This window comes from Streptomyces sp. NPDC042201 (assembly GCF_055582185.1).
In genome coordinates, this window is record NZ_JBVJDS010000001.1 from 19,775 (window position 1) to 34,379 (window position 14,605).

Sequence of the window (14,605 nt, forward strand, 5' to 3'; positions counted from 1 at the left end):
TGACGGTGTGTCAAATGTTATGCGGAGGGATACCCCGCGATTACGGACGGTGGCAATGACCCGAAGCGCACTTCTACACGCGTCACACGCCACGCGATCTCTCCCGCCGCACGGCCTCCCCCGCTGCTCGGCCTCGCCCGCCGCGGGGGCTTCCCCGCCCGTCAGGGGCGTCAGGGGCGTCAGGGAAAGGCGGGCATGGCCCTGCGCCAGTCCAGCTGCCCCTCGATGGGCCGGCTGACCGCCAGCAGCGCCATGTCGTCCTGGCTCCCGGTGCCGCCGGTATGCACGCGTACGTCATCGATCAGCGCCTGCAGCAGATCATCGGGCCCATGGAAGATCCGCCCGTCGAGCCGGTCGCGCGGGACGTAGAAGGCACCCCGGTTGTCGCGCGCCTCAGTGAGTCCGTCCGTGTAGAAGAGCAGGGTCGCGCCGTCGGGATAGGCGGCCTCTTCCGCGCGGTCCGGCCACGCGCCCAGGTCGCTCATCCCGAGCGGCAGCGCGGGGTCGGTCGGTGCCAGCATCCGTACCGCGCCGTTCTCGCACATCAGCAGCGGCTCGGGGTGGCCCCGGTTGAGCAGCCGCACCACGTTCTCGCCGTGCGGGATCTCGGCGAGCACAGCCGTGGTGAACCCCTCGAAGACATCGAGCCCGTCCCGCCGTGTCCCCTCGCGTCTCAGCGCCCGCTCCAGCCGCTGTGCGACCCCTTCCAGCGAGCTCTCCTGCTCGGCGGCCTCCCGGAACGACCCGATGACCACGGCCACCGCCTCGACCGCCTCCAGCCCCTTGCCCCGTACGTCCCCGACCACCAGCCGGACCCCGTACGGCGTGTCCTGTACGGCGAACAGGTCCCCGCCGATGAACGCGCCCTCCTGCGCGGCCTCGTACCGCGCGGCGATCCGCAGACCGCCGATCCGTTCGGCGGGTCTGGGCAGCACGGCGCGCTGGGCGGTCTCGGCGATGATGCGGGCGGAGGCGAGCCGCTGTCCGCTGCGGCGTACGACGCCATTGATGTACATGGCGAGGACGGAGACGACCACCACGGTCAGCAGCTCGGTGAGCGCCGCGGGGTCGAACACCGGCGAATCGGTGTAGAGGTGCAGCAACAGCTCGGCGCACAGCGAGGCGAAGGCGACCAGCAGCGTGCCGATCGCGGGATAGAACGGGGCGGCGACCAGCGGGGCGGCCGCGAACAGGGGAGCGGCGGTGATGCGCGCGGGGGTCACGAGGTCGAAGACCACCCCCGCCAGGATCACCACAGCGGGCAGAATGCGCACCAGCCGACGCCCGGTGGGGCGTCCCAGCCGATGGCCCGCACGGCCGGTACCGGCGCCCGACCAGAAGCCCGCCTTCTCGTCGGCCCAGAAGCCAGCTCCTTCCTGGGCCCGCCGGTCTCTGCCGCCGATGCCCTCTCGGAGCTTCCTCAGCTTCCCCACCAGTGGTCTCCTGCCGGTCCGCCTGCGGCTGCGGGACGGTACCGCGCCCCACCCAGGCTGGCCGCTGCCGCGCTCGGCGGCGACTCGCCATCGGCCGAGTGGGCTACGGGGCCCGGTCGGTCGGCCGGGCCCCCAGCGGGGCGGATGGCCAGTCGGTCAGTCGGTCAGGTGGCGCTCGGCGTACACCTTCATGGCGTCCCGTACGAGCACAGCCGTCCCTTCACCGTACTTCTCATATGCGGCGGCGAAACGTGGATCATCCACGTACATCGCCGTGACACCGATGACGTACGACTTCGTCGGCTCGACCGTGACCGACAGCCACGCGCAGTGGCGCCGGGCGACCGCCTGCGCCTCGTCGCTTCCGGCGCCGAGGCCGGCCGCCCGTGTCCGCCCCCAGTCGCGGGCGATCTCCTCGTGCTGCTCCTGGAACCCCTGCCGCTCCCGCTCGCTGAGCGAGCGCCACCAGCGGTCGCTCTTCGCGTAGGCCTCCCGGCCCCACCTCTGGGTCACCTCCTGCTCGTACTGCGTGTGATCGAAGCCGTCGAGCACTTCCTCGGCCATGAGTTCCTCTCCCGTCGCGGTCTTGTGGAGAGTGGTCCGCACCGACGTGATCAGGCGTCCGATGCGCTCGCGCTCCTGCTCCAGCAGCCCGAGATGGGTGCGCAGGGCGGCGGCCGTGTCCTGCTGGCCGTCGAGTACCCGGGCAATCGCCGGCAGCCCGAGGCCGAGCTCACGCAGCAGCAGAATCCGCTGCAGCCGGACCAGGGCGTCCTGGTCGTAGTAGCGGTACCCGTTGGCGCCGGTCCGGCTGGGCTCCAGCAGCCCCAGCTCGCCGTAGTGCCTGAGCGTGCGGCTCGTCGTACCGGCCTTCTTCGCGATGTCCTGGATCGACCACTCCATGACGTTCACGCTAGAACTTGACGTTACGTAAAGGTCAAGCCCGGCACGTAATGGCCCAGCACGTAAGGGTCAGGCCCGGCGGCAGCGCGGCACGGAACGCGGTGGAACACGACGAAGGCCCGGATCCAGGGATCCGGGCCTTCGTTCTCTTCAAGTAGCGGGGACAGGATTTGAACCTGCGACCTCTGGGTTATGAGCCCAGCGAGCTACCGAGCTGCTCCACCCCGCGTCGTTAAACACAACTCTACGCCATCCAGAGCAAGATCCAAACCATCTTCCCCACGGCTGGGTCGGACGGGTCCGGAGACCGCCCAGGGCGCCCGGGCCGCTTAGGCCGCCTCGACGACATCGGCCCGTACCGCCGCGGCCCACTCCACCAGCAGCCGCTGATAACGCTCCTGCTCGGCGGGCGGCAGCGCGCCACCCGCCCGTACCCACAGGGCACGGATCTCCATGTTGACGACATCGGCGGACCGCACGGGACCGCGGGCACCGGAAGAAGCGGACGAGGAAGCGAACATGAGACCAAGGCTACGGCCAGCCACTGACAATCGGCAGAGCGTATCCCCCTACGCTTACACCGGTGATTGAAACCATCGTGTTCGACGTCGGCGAGACCCTCGTACGCGACGACCGCTACTGGGCTTCCTGGGCCGACTGGCTGGGCATCCCCCGACACACCATCTCGGCCCTCGTCGGCGCCGCCACCGTCCAGAACAGGGACAACGCCGACGCCCTGCGTCTCATCAAGCCGGGCATAGATGTCAGCGAGGCCTACCGGGCCCGAGAGGCCGCGGGCCGCGGCGAGCACCTCGACGAGTCCGATCTCTACCCGGACGTACGGCCCGCCCTGGCGGGTCTTCAGTCGCTCGGCATCCGCGTCGTCCTCGCGGGCAACCAGACCGTCAAGGCAGGCGAGCTGCTGCGCGGCCTCGATCTGCCCGCCGATCTCGTGGTCACCTCCGGCGAGTGGGGCGTCGCCAAGCCGTCCCCGGAGTTCTTCACGCGCGTCATCGAGGCGGCGAAGAGCGCGCCCGACAGGACGGTGTACGTCGGCGACCATCCCGCGTACGACCTGTTCCCCGCCAAGGAGGCCGGCCTGCGCGTCGCCCATCTGCGGCGCGGGCCGTGGGGCTATCTGTGGGCGGACGACCCGGACGTGGTCGCGGCGGCGGACTGGCGGATCGACAACCTGACGCAGCTCGCGTCGATCGCCGCGGACGGCGGGAGCGGCGGAAGCGGGGGGAACGGCGGGAATCGCGGAGACGAAGGCGTACGGGAGCTGGACGCGGAGGACGGAGCCGTACACGACTGAGCCGTACACGCTGAGCCGTACGACAACGGGGGCGGCCCGCCACGAACCACCGGTGGGCGCCCCCGCCGCGCTCGCGGCCTTCACACCACGCTGTACTCGTGCCGCTCGCGGCTCTCACACCACGCTGTACTCGTGCGCCGGACCCCCCTGCCACTCCACCCAGGCCGGATCGTCGAGCAGGTCCCAGGCGTCGGGCAGGCCCGCCAGACGCAGGAACTCGATCAGATGGTCGTCCGAGTGGGCGAGCCCCATGATCCGCCCACGAACGGTGACCCGCCGGCCGCCTGTCCCGGACGCCCGGTGTACGACGATCGGTGCATCACTCATAGGCCCTAGGGTGCGACGATCTCGCCCGCTCCGCAGCCTCTGAGACCTGCCTCTTTTCGCGGTCCGCCGCGTATGATTGCCTTATATGCGGGTAAAAACCACATAACACTTACCGAGGATTCTCCCCTGGACCGGGCGAGCAGGACCGGGCGGGAACTCGTCGACCCACGCGAGGGGGTTTGCCATGGCCGACGCCGACTTCTACTCACACGACCGGCCGGAAAACCCGAAGCTGCGAGAGGACCGGCCGCGCGGAGGCGGCCCCAAGGGCCCCCGCGTGGCGCACAGCCGCACCTGGACCGTTGTCGCCGTCATCATCGCCATCCTCGTGGTGGCCATCGTGGGGGTAGCGCTGTTCCCGTAATGCCGTGCCCTCGGTCACGAGTTCGCCCTCCTCATGCGCTCCGCGACGCGGACAGCCGATTCCGAACCGTCGGACTCGTCGATCCCGCTGTCGGGGTCTCCGACATAGACGGCGAAGGCGACCAGCCTTCCCTGCCCCGACCGGGCATACGAGATGAACCACGCGGCAGACTGCTCGCCGGACGACAGAGCGGGTGGCACCCATCCGGTCTTGCCCCCGATGACGGCTCCCGGAGCACGGTCGGTCACCACATCGTCCGCCGCGTCCTCCAGCGCCGATCGCAGCCGCTCCGCCGTGTCCTGCCGGATGACCCGCTCGGCGGGGCCGCCGGAGCCGTTCCCCCGCTTCTCCACACTCCCGTCGGCGCGTACGACCTTGGAGACCAGCTGGGGGCCGATGAGTTTCCCGCCATTGGCGATCACCGCGACGACCCTCGCCATCTGTATCGGCGTGGCGGTGATTCCTCCCCGCCCGACGCCGGTGAGAGCCGCCTCCGGCTCCGCCATGTCGTCCGTGGGATAGCTGCTCTCCAGCACGTTCATGGGTACGCGCAATCCGTCATCGTTGAAGCCGAAGGCTTCAGCCATCGACGCGAGGCTCGGCTGTCCCAGCTCAACAGCCATGGCCGCGAAGACATTGCGGCATGAGTACCGCAGGGCAGTGCGGATGGAGGCGTTCTCGCAACGGGCCTCGGCCGGCAGCTCCGTGGTGCTGCCGGGCAGGGTGTACGGGACAGGGCTGCGGGTGCTCTCATCCACCGACCCGTAGGTGCCCTTCTCCAGCGCGGCAGCCGCCACGACGACGTTGAACGTCCCGTCAGGCGTCACTGCCTCCACGATCGCCCGATTGCGCAGCGGCTCGTCCTTGTCCTCCCCCACCTTCCGCCACGCCTCGGCATCCGCCGTGCCGTAGCCGCTGAACAGCGAGGGGTCGTACGACGGCGCGCTCGCCAAGGCCAGAATGTGTCCGCTCTCCGCGTCCAGCGCGACCGCGGCGCCCTTGTGCCCACGCAGCGCGTCGGCGGCGGCCTTCTGCACCAGAGGATCAATGGTCGTCATCACATCACCCGACGCGGAACGGCCCCCGGTGGAACCGGCGGCCAGCACATCGTCGTACACCGCTTCCAGACCCGCGTGCGAGAACGCCATCGACCGATAGCCCGTGACGGCCGCGTACAACTCGCCATCCGTATAGGTGCGCTGATACGGGATCTTCGAATGCCCGGACGGCTTCGATCCCGTGACGGCCCGGCCGCCGACGAAGACATCGCCCAGCCCTTGACGCGCCGCTCTCGTCGACGACGGCTTCCCCTCGGCCTCACTCGGCTCGGAGCCCGTCCCGCCTGAACAGCCCACGACAGGCGCGATCAACAGCGCAACGAGGGCAGCGCGGACGACGGGGTGTCTGTTCGTCGAGTACATGATCGACAGCGTAAAAGAAGCACCTTGATGCTCACCGCCGGGCCGTCGGAATTACGTGCCACCGCAGCAGCCGCATCCCTAATCACCTGCACCACTCACGCAAGCGGGCGGGAAAGAAGGAGCGCCCCGGCCGGTTGGGACCGGGCGGGGCGCTTCTTAGCAGGTCGGCGGGGGTGTTCCCGTCCTGCGGGTGGTAGGCCGTGTGGGACTCGAACCCACAACCAACGGATTAAAAGTCCGCTGCTCTGCCAATTGAGCTAACGGCCCTCGGCACAACACACACGAGCATAGCCCGCCGGGGGCGGTGCGCCGATCGGGTATCGGGTCGTGGGGATGTCGCGTGGGGGTGAGGGTGGGGGTGAGGGGGACGTGGCAGGGCCCGTGGCCCACCTGGGGGGTGGGGCACGGGCCCTGGCGGTGTGTCAGGTCAGGCGGTCAGCGGCGGTCAGCCGTTGCGCTTCCAGCGCGGCTTGTCGTCGCGGCGGCCGAAGGAGCCGGTGCCGGTGCCCGTGGTGCCACCGTCGCGGCGGGCGTACGGGCGGTCGTGGCTGGCGGCGCGGAGGGTGCCACCCGTGGCCGGGCGGTCGTCGCGGCGGTCACGGTTGAACGGGCGGTCGGTGGTCCGGTGGTCGCGGTTGAACGGGCGGGCGCCACGGTCGTCACGGCGCTCGCCGCCACGGTCGTCGCGGCGGTCGCGGTTGAAGCCGCCCCGCTCGCCACCACGGTCGTTCTCCTTGCGGTCGTCCCGACGGAAACCGCCCGTGGGACGGTCGTCACGACGCTGGAAACCACCACGGTCGCCGCCACGCTCGCCACCGCGGTCGTCACGGCGGTCACGGTTGAAGCCGCCCCGCTCGCCACCACGGTCGCTGTCCTTGCGGTCGTCCCGACGGAAACCGCCCGAGGGACGGTCGTCACGACGCTGGAAACCACCACGGTCACCGCCACGGTCGCCACCGCGGTCGTCACGCGGGGTGTAACCCCGTGCGCCGCCCCGGCCGCTCCGCTCGCCGCGGTCGTCACGGCGCTCGAAGCTTCCGCGGTCGTCGCGCCGGTCCCTGCGCTCCTCGCGCGGCGCCGGTACGGCAGCAGCCGCGGCCGCGGCTTCCTCCACCGCGCGCTCGGCCTCGGCGGCCACCTCGGCCACCGCTGCCTCCGGGTCGTCGCCCCGCTCGCGCGCCGCGCGGGCGACCAGGCGGTCGGCCTCGTCGCGGAGTTCGGCGGCGCGGCGCTGGACGCGCTCCAGTTGCTTGGTCAGGTCGGAGACCTCGCGCTCGGCCTGCTTGGCCGCGTTGTTCGCGGAGTCCGCCTGGACCTCGGTGAGCGAACGGGCGCCGGTGATCTCGGCGACCTCCGGGTCGAACGCGCCGGCTCCGCCGACCATGTGGCGCGAGGCGTCGACGCCCGCGTCCTCCATCAGCCGGAAGATCTGGCGGCGCTGGTGCGGGAGCGCCAGCGAGACGACCACACCGGACTTGCCGGCGCGCGCCGTACGGCCCGAGCGGTGCAGGTAGTCCTTGTGGTCCCCGGCCGGGTCCACGTTGAGCACCAGGTCGATGCCGTCGACGTGGATACCGCGGGCGGCGACGTCGGTGGCGACCAGCGCGTTGACGTAACCGTCCTTGAAGTCGGCCAGCGTCCGGGTGCGCGCGCCCTGCGTCATGCCGCCGTGCAGCGCGTCGGCCTTCACGCCCGAGTCGCGCAGCTGCTCGGCGATACGGTCGGCGCCCAGCTGCGTACGGACGAAGATGATCGTGCGGCCCTTGCGGGCGGCAATCGCCGCGGTGACCGGGGCCTTGTCCTTCGGCTTCACCACGAGCACGTGGTGGGTCATGGTCGTGACATTGCCCTGGGCGCTGTCGACCTCGTGGCTGACCGGGTTGGTCAGGTAGCGCTTGACCAGCGTGCTGATCTCGTTCTCCATCGTGGCGGAGAAGAGCATGCGCTGACCGCCCGCGGGCACCAGGTCGAGCAGCTCGGTGACCTCGGGCAGGAAGCCCAGGTCCGACATCTGGTCGGCCTCGTCGAGGACCGCGATCTGGACCTGCTCCAGGGAGCAGGCACCGCGGTTGATGATGTCGCGCAGCCGGCCCGGGGTGGCGACGAGGACGTCGACGCCGCGCTCCAGGGCGTAGATCTGGTTGCCCATCGACGTACCGCCGCAGACGACCTTCATCTTCAGGCCGAGCACATCGCCGTACGGCTGGAGCGCGTCCGCGACCTGCATCGCGAGCTCACGGGTCGGGGTGAGGATGATGCCGCGGGGCTTCTTCTTGTCGGTGTGGCCGCCCGAGAGCGTGGCCAGCAGCGGCAGGCCGAAGGAGAGGGTCTTGCCGGAGCCGGTACGGCCACGGCCCAGGATGTCCTTGCCGGCCAGGGCGTCCGGGATGGTCGCGGCCTGGATCGGGAAGGGGGCGGTGACGCCGTTCTGCGCGAGCTTGCGGACGATGCCGTCCGGCAGGCCCAGGTCGCTGAACGTGAGTCCCGGGGTCTCCGAGGTCTCGTCCGTCTCGGAGACCTCGTCGGCCTCGGGGGAATCGATGGCCTCAGGGGCCTCGGGGGCCGTCTCGGTGGCCACGGCGGCCTCCGTGTCCTCGATGGTCTCCACCGTCTCGACGGTCACGTCGGCGACCGTTTCGGTGGACTCGTTCTCGGGCATGACGGCACGGTCAGTACTGGAAATGGACATGCGAAATGCGAAACCTTCCGGAGTCTCGGCACGCGCCCAAACTCCGTGATTCGCAAATCGACCGCCTCAATGCGGTCCAGCCACGGCAAGGGAGAGTACGCGCCACGCGGCGCTCTTCTGTGTCGGCGCCGGGCAATGATCAAACGATCTACTACCATACGCACCCTCCCCCCTCCCTGGCAAACCGCTTCCGGCGCGACCCACGTCACACCCGCCGCACGCCTCCCGCGCGCCCCCCACGCAACCGTCCCCCGGCCGTCCCGCGCCCTCCCCGCGGCCGCTCCGGGCCCAGCTCACACCGGCCCGACCTGCGGTGATGCCACCGGCTCCGTCAGCATCCCCATCCCGTCCATCGAGATCACGCCGCTCCGCGTAATGGCCGCCGGTGGCGCGGACGGCTGGCCGGGCGGCTTCGTCGGCTCCGGCTCGGGCTCGGGGCCCGGGTCCGGGCTCTGGGCCGGCGGCTGGGAAGGGGGCGGCACGGAGCGTGTGGGCTCCTTCGTCGGTACGGGCTCGTCCTGCGGCGGGGTCGGCTTCGCGGGCCACGGCCGCGTGCCCTTCGAGGGCTTCGGCGAGGGCGTGACCCGTGAACTCGGGCTGGGCGACGCGTCCTTGCCCTTGGCCTCACCGTCCTGGCCGGCGCGCTCCGCACCGCCCCGTCCCGTACGGCCCTGGTCCTGTGGGCCGCCGGGCGCCCCGGCTCCGGCGCCCGCGACCGTACCGCCGTCGGGCTCGGCCGCGGCGCCGTGACGATTCGCGGGACGGGACGGGGCCGGCTTCTCTTCCTCGTCACTGACGCTCATGCAGCCCGCGGAGGCGGCGACCGCCAGTGACGTGACGATCCAGACAGCGAGACGGCCTGGGGCGGACAACTGGCGCGACGGACGCGACTGGCGCACGGGCGGCACCTCCGGGGGCACGAAAACGGTCTCCCCGCCGACGGCGGGAGAAGGGTTTCACTGCCCAACTCCCTTTGCCCCGCCGGGGACACGCCCGGACCAGGACCCGTAACCGGCTCCGGCCTATAACCGGCTCCGGCCCACAACCGGGTCCGGGCCCGTTATCGGCTCCGGCCCGTAACCGGCTCCGGACTCATCCGTACCCGAGCGCGTGCAGCCTCTCGTCGTCGATCCCGAAGTGGTGCGCGATCTCGTGCACGACGGTGATCTCCGTCTCCGCCACCACGTCCTCACGCGTCTCGCACATCCGCAGCGTCGGCCCCCGGTAGATGGTGATCCGGTCGGGCAGCACCCCCGCGTACCACTCCCCGCGATCGGTCAGCGGCGTTCCCTCGTAGAGCCCGAGCAGCTCGGGGTCGGACGCCTCGGGCTCGTCCTCCACGAACACCGCGACGTTGTCCATCAGCCGCGTCAGCTCCGGCGGGATCCTGTCCAGCGCCTCGGCGACCAGTTCCTCGAACGCCTCACGCGTCATCTCCAGCACCCCGCCATTGTCACGTAGGTCACGCGATCACGTCGGCCGGGTCGCGCGATCGGACAGGGCGATCGGACACGACGGCTCGCGCGCGATGGCCTAAGCCGCGCATGGCCGGTCCCCGGCTTGGGCATACGCGCACAATGGCCCGTGTTGTGCACCGTTTCCCCTTCCGCCGCACGTTTCCCCGCATCCACGGCCACCTCCGGTCCCGCCGCGACGGGCCGACCAGCGCGCTCGTCCACTCCCCGCACCCCTACACCCGCGCGCTCGCCCTGGTCGCCGTGGTGCTGCTGGGCGCCTGGCTCGGGCTGCTGATCGTCGGCAGCGTGCGGGCCCCGGTCGGCCCGATGGACACCCGGATGACCCTGCGGCCATCCCTGGCCGGCGGCACCAAGATCAATGTGTCGCCGCTGGGCGCGCTGGAGCTGAACACGCACACCGCCCCCATCCGCCTCGACGTCGATGTCGACCGGCTGGACCCGGTCCGCTCCCAGGCCCTCGTCGAACACCCGGAACGGCTCTCGGGCCTCCAGAGCGAGGTCTCCCGCGACGTGGTGAGCGGCACCACGGAACTGGCCGTACGCTCCTGCGTCGCCGTCGTCTCCGGAGCGACCGCCCTCGGCCTCGTCGTCTACCGCCGCCCCCGCCGCGCACTCGCCGCCGGCGGCCTCGCGCTCACCCTCCTGGCCGCCTCCGGCGTCGGCGCGTACGCCACCTGGAACCCCACGTCGGTGCTGGAGCCGAAGTTCTCCGGACTGCTCTCCTCCGCCCCGCAGGTCGTCGGCAACGCCCGCTCGATCGTGACCGATTTCGACGTCTACCAGAAGGAGTTGGCGCGGCTGGTCACCAATGTGACCAAGCTGTACGACGCGACCTCGACGCTCCCCACCTACCAGCCGGACCCGGCCACCCTGCGGGTGCTGCAGGTCTCCGACATCCATCTAAACCCGGCGGCCTGGCACATCATCGGCTCGCTCGTGGAGCAGTACGGGATCGACGTCATCATCGACTCGGGCGACACCATGGACCACGGCGCCGCCGCCGAGAACAGCTTCCTCGACCCGATCGCTGACCTCGGCGTCCCGTACGTCTGGGTCCGCGGCAATCACGACTCGGAGATCACGCAGCGGTATCTCAGCCGTATGAAGAACGTGCGGGTCCTGGACGACGGCCGGGCCGTGACCGTCGCCGGGGTACGCGTGGCGGGCATGGGCGATCCGCAGTTCACGCCCGACCGCTCGGTGGAGGCGAAGGGCGACCCGGCCGAGCGCATGGCGGGCATCCGGCTCGCCTCCGCGCTGCGCGACCAGGAGAACGCGGGCACCCCCGTGGACATCGCGGTGGCCCACGAACCGGTGGCGGCCCGGGAGACCGACGGGCTGGTCCCGCTCGTCCTGGCGGGCCATGTCCACCACCGCGAGAACGAGGTCATGCCGTACGGCACCCGGCTGAAGATCGAGGGGTCGACGGGCGGCGGCGGTCTGCGCGCCGTACAGAACAACAAGCCGGAGAAGGTACGCGCCTCGGTGCTCTATCTGGACCGGAAAACCAAGCGGCTCCAGGCGTGGGACGAGATCACGCTGGGCGGGCTCGGGCTGACGACGGCCGAAGTCAGCCGCCATCTTCCTAAGGAGGCGGGCACCCCGGGGACCGGCCCCTCACCGACCGGCAGCCCGTCATCGAGCACGGACCCTTCGGCGAGTACGGCGGGCACGGCGGGTACGGACCCGTCGGCGCGTACGAGCCCGGCACCGGGCACGGACCCCTCGGGTACCCCGTCAGGCCCCGGCGGCGCCGCACCCCGGCGGACCTCCCCCGGTGTCCCCGAGCCGGCCCCGTAACCCGCCGCCTGACCCACCCCGTAAACCGTTTTGGCGATAGCTCCCCGCATCCCATATGCTTCTCACGTCCCCGACGCGCTGCAAAGCGCCCAGGCGGGCCCTTAGCCCTCATCGTCTAGTGGCCCAGGACGCCGCCCTTTCAAGGCGGTAGCACGGGTTCGAATCCCGTTGGGGGCACGCAACACCGTGTGCGAGACTAGTGCTCGCACATTGCTTGGTCCTGTGGAGCAGCTTGGAGTGCTCGCCACCCTGTCAAGGTGGAGGCCGCGGGTTCAAATCCCGTCAGGACCGCTGCAGCCGCGAGGTTGCGTGGCTGGGTAGCTCAGTTGGTACGAGCGATCGCCTGAAAAGCGATAGGTCGCCGGTTCGATCCCGGCCCCAGCCACCACAGCCCGCAAGGGCAGAAGCCCCCCACCGAGATTCTCGGCAGGGGGCTTTCTCATGCGCCCGCTTCGGTACGGGGCTGCTCCGCGCGGGCCTCTTCCGGCCGGGCGTCCGCCGTACGGGCCTCTTCCGTACGAGCCTCTTCCGTACGGATCTCCTCCCGCGCACCGCGCCCGCGACGCCACCGCACCAGGGTGACCGCGGCCGCGACCAGCGCCACCCCGCCCAGCAGCGCCCAGTCGGGCACGGCCTCCCCGATCCCTCGCGCCCACTGCTCGGCCGCGAAGGAATCGTCGACCGAGAGCAGCCCCGGCAGCGCCGTCGTCCCGTCGAAGGCGAGGAAGACCGCGCCCAGGACGATGAAGAAGAGACCCGAAAGCAGCGAGGTCGTGTGCAGTTCGAAGCGGCCGAGCCGGAACGCCCGGCCGCGCAGCCACCGCCGCCCGCCGAGGTCGAACCGCTCCCAGAGCAGGGCGAGAAGGAAGAGCGGTACGGCCATGCCGAGCGCGTACACCGCGAGCAGCAGACCGCCGTAGACCGGGTTGCCGCCCAGCGCCGCCACCGTCAGCACACTGCCGAGGATCGGGCCCGCGCAGAAGCCCGCGAGTCCGTAGACCAGCCCGAGCGCGTACACGGACAGCGCGGTCGTCGGCCTGATCCGGCCCGACAGCGCGGCGATCCGGCGCGAGGCGAAGCCCAGGCCCAGGATCTGGGCGAGGCCGAGCGCGATGATCAGCCAGCCGCCGAGGGCGACGAGCAGATCACGGTGACCGTAGAAGAGCCGCCCCGCGAAGGAGCCGGCGGCGCCCAGCGGGACGAGGGTGGTGGCAAGTCCCGCGTAGAAGACGCCGGTACGGGCGAGGAGCCGTCCTGCCGAGTCGAGGGAGTACGCGAAGAACGCGGGCAGCAGCAGGGCGCTGCACGGGCTGAGCAGGGCGAGGAGGCCGCCGAGCAGGGCGGCCGGATAGCCGATGTCCGTCACTTGGGGTCCTCGGTGCCCTGCTTCGCGTCGTGCTTCGCCGACTCGATGGCCTTGGGCTCCTTGGCCTCCCGCTTCGCGACGCCCTTCGCCGACTCGATGGCCTTGGTGAAGGTCTCCATCGACTGGGCGCCCGCGATGGGGCGGCCGTTGACGAGGAAGGACGGGGTGGAGGTGGCGCCGAGACCGTACGCCTCCTCCTGGTCCTTCCGTACGGCCGCCGAGGCGTCGCCGCCGAGGTCGCGCCGGAACCGGTCGAGGTCCTTGACCCCCGCCTCGCGGGCGAGCGCGTCGAGCCGGTCGGCGCCGAAGCCCTCCTCCTTCGATCCGTCGGCGTACGCGGCGGAGTGGAACTCCCAGAAGCGGCCCTGCTGTCCGGCGGCCCAGGCGGCGCGGGCGGCGGCCTCAGATTCCTCGCCGAAGATCGGGAAGTTGCGCCACTCGATGCGCAGGGTGCCCTCGTCGACGTACTTCTTGACGAGTTCCGGCTCGCTGTCGCGGGCGAACTTCCCGCAGAAGCCGCACCGGAAGTCGGCGTACTCGACCATGACGACCGGCGCGTCCACACGGCCGACGGCGAGCGGGTCCGCTGCGTCGCGCCGGGCGAGCTTCGCCAGTTCGGGATAGACACCGGCCTCCGGCTCGGCGGAGACCTCGGCGACCGGACCGTCGCTGGACGACACGCCCGACGGCGCGGCCGGCTTGGTGGCGGTGTACGAGACGACGCCGAGCACCGCGGCCGCGACGACGATGCCCGCACCGATCGCGATGCCCTGACGGGAAGTGCGGGAGGAACGCGAGGGACGGCGAGGAACGGAAGGCCGGGAAGGGGTGGCAGGCATGGGGGGTGCAACTCTCCGTAGCAAAGGGGACGAAAGGGATGGATCCGAGGCGGAGTCGGGCCCTATACGCGCAGTACGGAGAGATCGACGGGAGAAGGCGCGGCGAGCGGCGGCGGACCCCGCTCCGGGCTGACGGAGAGAACGCACTGGCCGGCACCCCACGAGCCGGCGGCGGCACGGACGTCGTGCAGTGCGGGCAGCAGCTCATGGGAGGACGTGCCGCGCGAGGGAGTGACGGGCCGGCTCGCCCCGTCGTCCTCTCCGCTCCGGCCGCATCCAGGGGTCTGCCCCTGGCCGTTGCCGGCCGCGAGGACAACGACGCCGCCACCGTCGGGGCCCGGCCCCGCGCTCGCGACGCCGGCGGAGTGAAAGACGCCGGCGGAGTGAAACGCGCCGGCGGAGTGAAACGCGCCGGTGGAGTGAAAACAGAAGAGCAGCGCGACCAGCACCCCGAGCGCCCCCACGGCCGCGAAGCGACCGCGCCTTCCGCCGCAGTGGGTCATCTGCTGGGCCTCTCGGGGTCCGGGGTACGTATCCCGGAATGGTAAGGGCCGCAGGCGCCGATCAGGCAATACGCCCGGACGGCGCGCCGGGCCCCGCCCGACCGGCCCCCACAGCCGACCGCCACGACCAGACGCCATGCCCGGACACCACGGCCGGACACCACACC

Annotated in this window: 14 protein-coding genes and 5 tRNA genes; 6 read left to right on the forward strand and 13 right to left on the reverse strand. The window is 71.1% G+C overall.

Going from position 1 to position 14,605, the window contains the following annotated elements; translation table 11 throughout:
* Nucleotides 1–179: 179 nt before the first annotated feature.
* From ACZ6MZ_RS00070 to ACZ6MZ_RS00085, 4 genes are all read right to left on the reverse strand, one after another.
* Nucleotides 180–1,403, reverse strand: coding sequence for a PP2C family protein-serine/threonine phosphatase (locus ACZ6MZ_RS00070; protein ID WP_386879403.1), 1,224 nt, complete (start codon nucleotides 1,401–1,403; stop codon nucleotides 180–182).
* A 186-nt stretch (nucleotides 1,404–1,589) separates the two neighbouring features.
* Nucleotides 1,590–2,336, reverse strand: a complete 747-nt coding sequence (locus tag ACZ6MZ_RS00075) for a MerR family transcriptional regulator (RefSeq protein ID WP_469348837.1) — start codon at nucleotides 2,334–2,336, stop codon at nucleotides 1,590–1,592.
* Nucleotides 2,337–2,491: 155 nt separating this feature from the next.
* Nucleotides 2,492–2,565: transfer RNA gene (locus tag ACZ6MZ_RS00080), tRNA-Met, on the reverse strand.
* 100 nt (nucleotides 2,566–2,665) lie between these two features.
* On the reverse strand, nucleotides 2,666–2,857 hold the full coding sequence (locus tag ACZ6MZ_RS00085; protein ID WP_389785871.1) for a hypothetical protein: 192 nt from the start codon (nucleotides 2,855–2,857) through the stop codon (nucleotides 2,666–2,668).
* A 65-nt stretch (nucleotides 2,858–2,922) separates the two neighbouring features.
* Here ACZ6MZ_RS00085 and ACZ6MZ_RS00090 point away from each other — a divergent pair, with 65 nt between their 5' ends.
* Nucleotides 2,923–3,651, forward strand: coding sequence for an HAD family hydrolase (locus ACZ6MZ_RS00090; RefSeq protein WP_469349610.1), 729 nt, complete (start codon nucleotides 2,923–2,925; stop codon nucleotides 3,649–3,651).
* Between the two features lie 114 nt (nucleotides 3,652–3,765).
* On the opposite strand, the gene ACZ6MZ_RS00095 is transcribed toward ACZ6MZ_RS00090, so the two are convergent.
* Nucleotides 3,766–3,978 (reverse strand): hypothetical protein, encoded by a 213-nt coding sequence (locus ACZ6MZ_RS00095; RefSeq protein WP_383914134.1) that lies wholly within the window; start codon nucleotides 3,976–3,978, stop codon nucleotides 3,766–3,768.
* Nucleotides 3,979–4,162: 184 nt separating this feature from the next.
* Between ACZ6MZ_RS00095 and ACZ6MZ_RS00100 the strand changes: the two genes are divergently transcribed.
* Nucleotides 4,163–4,342, forward strand: a complete 180-nt coding sequence (locus tag ACZ6MZ_RS00100) for a hypothetical protein (RefSeq protein ID WP_469348838.1) — start codon at nucleotides 4,163–4,165, stop codon at nucleotides 4,340–4,342.
* A gap of 14 nt (nucleotides 4,343–4,356) precedes the next feature.
* Here the strand turns inward: ACZ6MZ_RS00100 and ACZ6MZ_RS00105 are convergent, their stop codons facing one another.
* The 5 genes from ACZ6MZ_RS00105 to ACZ6MZ_RS00125 all read right to left on the reverse strand — a co-directional run bounded on the left by ACZ6MZ_RS00105 (nucleotide 4,357) and on the right by ACZ6MZ_RS00125 (nucleotide 9,895).
* A complete protein-coding gene (locus tag ACZ6MZ_RS00105; protein WP_469348840.1) occupies nucleotides 4,357–5,763 on the reverse strand; it encodes a penicillin-binding transpeptidase domain-containing protein in 1,407 nt (468 codons plus the stop codon).
* A 191-nt stretch (nucleotides 5,764–5,954) separates the two neighbouring features.
* Nucleotides 5,955–6,030, reverse strand: a tRNA-Lys gene (locus tag ACZ6MZ_RS00110).
* A gap of 178 nt (nucleotides 6,031–6,208) precedes the next feature.
* A complete protein-coding gene (locus ACZ6MZ_RS00115; RefSeq protein WP_469348842.1) occupies nucleotides 6,209–8,452 on the reverse strand; it encodes a DEAD/DEAH box helicase in 2,244 nt (747 codons plus the stop codon).
* A gap of 293 nt (nucleotides 8,453–8,745) precedes the next feature.
* Nucleotides 8,746–9,351, reverse strand: coding sequence for a hypothetical protein (locus tag ACZ6MZ_RS00120; RefSeq protein ID WP_469348844.1), 606 nt, complete (start codon nucleotides 9,349–9,351; stop codon nucleotides 8,746–8,748).
* Nucleotides 9,352–9,544: 193 nt separating this feature from the next.
* On the reverse strand, nucleotides 9,545–9,895 hold the full coding sequence (locus ACZ6MZ_RS00125; RefSeq protein ID WP_384189068.1) for a metallopeptidase family protein: 351 nt from the start codon (nucleotides 9,893–9,895) through the stop codon (nucleotides 9,545–9,547).
* 134 nt (nucleotides 9,896–10,029) lie between these two features.
* On the opposite strand from ACZ6MZ_RS00125, the gene ACZ6MZ_RS00130 reads away from it, so the two are divergent.
* From ACZ6MZ_RS00130 to ACZ6MZ_RS00145, 4 genes are all read left to right on the forward strand, one after another.
* The gene (locus ACZ6MZ_RS00130; RefSeq protein ID WP_389785832.1) at nucleotides 10,030–11,730 is read left to right on the forward strand and encodes a metallophosphoesterase family protein; all 1,701 of its coding nucleotides are present in this window, start codon (nucleotides 10,030–10,032) and stop codon (nucleotides 11,728–11,730) included.
* Between the two features lie 104 nt (nucleotides 11,731–11,834).
* Nucleotides 11,835–11,907 (forward strand) — tRNA-Glu (locus tag ACZ6MZ_RS00135).
* Between the two features lie 39 nt (nucleotides 11,908–11,946).
* Nucleotides 11,947–12,021: transfer RNA gene (locus ACZ6MZ_RS00140), tRNA-Asp, on the forward strand.
* A gap of 20 nt (nucleotides 12,022–12,041) precedes the next feature.
* Nucleotides 12,042–12,118 (forward strand) — tRNA-Phe (locus ACZ6MZ_RS00145).
* A gap of 51 nt (nucleotides 12,119–12,169) precedes the next feature.
* Here the strand turns inward: ACZ6MZ_RS00145 and ACZ6MZ_RS00150 are convergent.
* The 3 genes from ACZ6MZ_RS00150 to ACZ6MZ_RS00160 all read right to left on the reverse strand — a co-directional run bounded on the left by ACZ6MZ_RS00150 (nucleotide 12,170) and on the right by ACZ6MZ_RS00160 (nucleotide 14,438).
* Nucleotides 12,170–13,096: a cytochrome c biogenesis CcdA family protein gene (locus tag ACZ6MZ_RS00150; RefSeq protein WP_469348845.1), complete on the reverse strand. Its 927-nt coding sequence runs from the start codon at nucleotides 13,094–13,096 to the stop codon at nucleotides 12,170–12,172.
* A complete protein-coding gene (locus ACZ6MZ_RS00155) occupies nucleotides 13,093–13,935 on the reverse strand; it encodes a DsbA family protein (protein WP_469348846.1) in 843 nt (280 codons plus the stop codon). The genes ACZ6MZ_RS00150 and ACZ6MZ_RS00155 overlap by 4 nt, the downstream gene beginning before the upstream one ends.
* Nucleotides 13,936–13,997: 62 nt before the next feature.
* Nucleotides 13,998–14,438 (reverse strand): hypothetical protein, encoded by a 441-nt coding sequence (locus ACZ6MZ_RS00160; protein WP_469348848.1) that lies wholly within the window; start codon nucleotides 14,436–14,438, stop codon nucleotides 13,998–14,000.
* Nucleotides 14,439–14,605 lie beyond the last annotated feature (167 nt).